The following is a 3,819-nucleotide window of genomic DNA, read 5'->3' on the forward strand; positions in this document are numbered from 1 at the left end:
CTGCTGGCCCGAGAGGGTTGGGAACCGCACGCCAAGCAGCGGTGGCACCGGAATTACATCAAGCGGTTTTATGGTAGTTATCCGCGGTTGTGGACTCCCGAGGCGGCCGAGAGCACGCTAGCAAAGATAGCGTGAAGGCGGGCCGGGAATGCAGGCACACACGCTCCGCTAGCGCGTCGCGGCTAAACAGTTTTGCCCTTGTGGCGGCGGAATGCGCCGGTTACCATTCCGCCCCAATTATCTTTTGTCGCCGGAGCGCCGCGGGGCCATTGTGCTGCGGGGCGCGGGCGATCTTTTCTGGTTCGCAATTCTTGTCTGGTTCATCAATCTTGTCGCTGGTTTAGCTGGAAGGAGTTTTGCCATGCCGGGCCATTACTGCCGGCAATTTGCAATTGCGCTTGGGGCGCTGGCTGTGGCCGGCTGCCAACAGAATCCGTTCGCCTCGGCGCCGCCGCCACCGTCGCCGTATCAGCAGCAACAACAGTTGGCCATGCTGCAGCAACAACAGGCGTTGCAAAGCCGGACGACATCGCTAGACATGGACAATCAAGATTTGCAAACCAAGCTGGCCCAAGAGCAGCAACAAAACAGCACGTTGAAAAGCTATTTGGCGACCATGCAGGAACAACTGGCCAGCACCAACCAGCAATTAACGCAGGCCCGAGATGCGCAGCAAAACACCGAGCAGCAAGCGCAAGTGATGGCGGCCAGCATGCGGAAGCGGAGTGCGGCTTCGATCAGCGCGAACAACAGTCTGGAGCGCAACCTGCCGACGATCAATATTCCCGGCGTGGAAGTTCGCCAAGATGGGGACGTGGTGCGGGTAGAAATGCCGGCCGATCGGTTGTTCAACCCCGGCACGGCTCAAATCCGACAAGACGCGGTGCCGTTATTGGAATCGGTGGCCAGCGAATTGGAGCGGGCATATCCGATGCAAATTATCGGGGTGGAAGGGCATACCGATTCCGATCCGCCGCCGCCGGGCGTGTTTCAGTCCGATACGCAACTATCCATCGCGCGGGCGGCCGCTGTGTTCGATTACCTGACTACCCGGGGCCATATGCGACCGCAACAGTTGTTTGTGGTGGGGCACGGGGCAAACCATCCGGTGGTTTCTAATGCATCGCTGCAGGGCAAGGCGCGCAACCGCCGCGTGGAATTGGTGGTTTACCCGGACCAGTGGCAACAGTAATTGTCCGTGGCCCGTTGTCACTTGCTCTATGCGCTGGCACTGCCCAACGTTGATGGGCTTCGCTACAATTGACTTGAAAGTGCGAACCACAGGCAGGAACGATCTGTCGTGATCACATGGCATTTGCTTCGTTCCTCTGCAACGGACAACTGACTACGGACCACGAACAATCCGCCGCATGCTGGCCATTATCGATTATCAAATGGGAAACCTTCGCAGCGTGCAGAAGGCGCTGGAACGGGTGGGGCAGCCGGCGGTGATCACGAGTTCGGCGGCGGAAATTGCCAAAGCCGATAAAGTCATTCTGCCCGGCGTGGGGGCGTTTGAAGACGCCATTTCCGAGCTGCGGCGGCGCGATTTGGTGGGGCCGATTAAAGACGCCATCGCAGCGGACAAGCCGTTTTTGGGCATCTGCCTGGGACTGCAACTGTTGTTCGACGTGAGCTACGAAAACGGCACGCACGAGGGTTTGGGCGTGCTGGCCGGCGAAGTGGTGCGGTTTGACGTGCCGGCGGAATTGAAGGTGCCGCACATGGGCTGGAACGCATTGAGCATTCAAAGGCGGCCGCCGATGCTGGAAGGGGTGGCCGAGGGGACTTACGTGTACTTTGTACACAGCTATTATGTGAAGCCGCGTGATCCGTCGGTGATTGCCACGGAGACCGATTACGGCGGCCCGTTCTGCTCCATGATTTGGCGCGGCAATTTGCTGGCCACGCAATTCCATCCCGAAAAAAGCCAGGCCGATGGGCTTAAGCTGCTGCGAAACTTTGCGGCGTTGTAAGGCAGAATTGAACCGCAGAGACGCAGAGACACGGAGAAAACAAGCGGATTTTTATAAGGAAGCCAGGAAACCATGATTTCCTCGGACCAAAAACTTCCCGTTAGATTTGGCCCTTGCTGCTTCTGTGGAACGGACATCCCAGAAACGGAAGTTGATCCTTGCCGGATTACAGTAAGCACAAAAGCTGATAAATGGCAGGTATGGTTTTGCCATTCCGCGTGCTTAAAGAATCGAATCTACAAAGGCGGTAATGACGAAGTCGATCTGAGCCCCGCTCATTTTTAGCTTTTTTCCGGCGGTGTTAACCAATCGCTTCATCCCTTTTTGATATTCTCTGCGTCTCCGCGTCTCTGCGGTTTAGTCCAGCCCGCTACTTGCGAACGGGCGGCAACTGTGGCATATTTCGAGTTTCCGTTCTGGGAGCCGGTTTCACGCTGGGGAGAGTTCTTCGCCCATGCAGATTTGGCCAGCCATCGACTTGCGCGGCGGCAAATGCGTCCGCCTTCAACAGGGGGACTATGGCCGGGAAACCGTGTTTGCTGAAAACCCCGCCGACATGGCCCGACAGTTGGTCGAGGCCGGCGCCGAGTGTTTGCACGTGGTCGATTTGGACGGGGCGCGAGAAGGCAAGCCGCTGAATTTGGAGAGCATTCGGGCGATTGCCGGGGCGGTGGAAGTGCCGTGGGAACTGGGGGGCGGGATTCGAGATGAGGCCACGATTCGCTCGCTCATAGACGACGTGGGGTTGGCCCGGCTGGTCATCGGCACGCGGGCCGTAGAGGAACCCGAATGGTTCCGGAAAATGGCGCAGGAGTTTCCCGGCAAGCTGGTGTTGGGAATCGACGCGCGGGAGGGGCTGGTCGCGACAGACGGCTGGCTGAAAACGAGTGGCAAGTCGGCGATCGATTTTGCCAAGCAGTTCGAAGAGGAACCACTGGCGGCGATTATTTACACGGATATTGCGCGCGACGGAATGTTGGACGGGCCCAACGTGGAAGGGAATCGGGCGATGAAGGAAGCGGTGCGTTTGCCGGTGGTGGCATCCGGAGGAGTGACCAGCGCGGCGGACATCGCGGCGCTGGCGAAAATTCCGATGGCGGGTTGCATTATCGGGCGGGCTTTGTACGAAGGGAAAATGACACTTGGGGAGGCGTTGGCGGCGGCGCAAGGGCAAGGCTTGAAGGTGTAAGGGGACGGAGCGCGTCTAAAAGTCTAAAAGTCGAAAGGTCTAAAATTCTAGGCAGTCGGAGAACAATCGGACTCTTTGACTGTTCCACTTTTCGACTCTTCGACTCTTCGACTTTTCGACTTTCTTGATTCCTCTCACTTTTCACCACAACTCTCATGGCGAAGTACAACGTAGCAGATATTCGCAACGTGGCACTGTGCGGGCATGGGTCGTCGGGCAAGACGACGCTGATCGACAAACTGCTGAACCTGACCGGGGCGGTGACGCGTCCGGCCAGCGTCGACGACGGCACCAGCGTGTGCGATTTTGACGAGGAAGAAAAGCAGCACAAGTATTCGATTGAGGCGGCGGTGGTGCACTTCGACCACGGGGGGAAGCACTTCAATTTGATCGACACGCCAGGCTACCCTGATTTTATCGGCCAGGCGATTGGCGCACTGCGGGCGGTGGAAACGGCGTGCATTGTGGTGAACGCGCATTCGGGCATTGAAGTGAACACGCGGCGGGTGTTTCAGGAGGCGGGGAAGGCGGGGGTGGGGCGGATTATTGTCGTCAGCAAAATGGACACGGAGAACATCGATTTCCCCAAGCTGGTGGGGAACGTCCAGGAAATGTGGGGCAAAGCGTGCGTGCCGCTGAACGTGCCGCTGGGGT

4 protein-coding genes are annotated in these 3,819 nt (G+C 58.1%); all 4 read left to right on the forward strand.

The genetic code is table 11. The features are described from left to right. The first annotated feature begins 361 nt into the window (after positions 1-361). A complete protein-coding gene (locus tag VMJ32_11905; protein ID HTQ39724.1) occupies positions 362-1,192 on the forward strand; it encodes an OmpA family protein in 831 nt (276 codons plus the stop codon). Between the two features lie 178 nt (positions 1,193-1,370). Then, positions 1,371-1,976, forward strand: a complete 606-nt coding sequence (gene hisH / locus VMJ32_11910; GenBank protein ID HTQ39725.1) for an imidazole glycerol phosphate synthase subunit HisH — start codon at positions 1,371-1,373, stop codon at positions 1,974-1,976. Between the two features lie 454 nt (positions 1,977-2,430). Beyond that, positions 2,431-3,165, forward strand: coding sequence for a 1-(5-phosphoribosyl)-5-[(5-phosphoribosylamino)methylideneamino]imidazole-4-carboxamide isomerase (hisA, locus tag VMJ32_11915; protein ID HTQ39726.1), 735 nt, complete (start codon positions 2,431-2,433; stop codon positions 3,163-3,165). Positions 3,166-3,320: 155 nt separating this feature from the next. Next, on the forward strand, positions 3,321-3,819 hold a 499-nt coding region (locus tag VMJ32_11920), incomplete at its 3' end, for a GTP-binding protein (GenBank protein ID HTQ39727.1).

This window comes from Pirellulales bacterium (assembly GCA_035499655.1).
Classification (GTDB): domain Bacteria; phylum Planctomycetota; class Planctomycetia; order Pirellulales; family JADZDJ01; genus DATJYL01.

Excerpts from the sequence above, each read along its gene's own strand:
- hisH (HTQ39725.1), top strand. The coding sequence starts at position 1,371 with ATGCTGGCCATTATCGATTATCAAATGGGAAACCTTCGCAGCGTGCAG.
- hisA (HTQ39726.1), top strand. The coding sequence starts at position 2,431 with ATGCAGATTTGGCCAGCCATCGACTTGCGCGGCGGCAAATGCGTCCGC.
- VMJ32_11905 (HTQ39724.1), top strand. The coding sequence starts at position 362 with ATGCCGGGCCATTACTGCCGGCAATTTGCAATTGCGCTTGGGGCGCTG.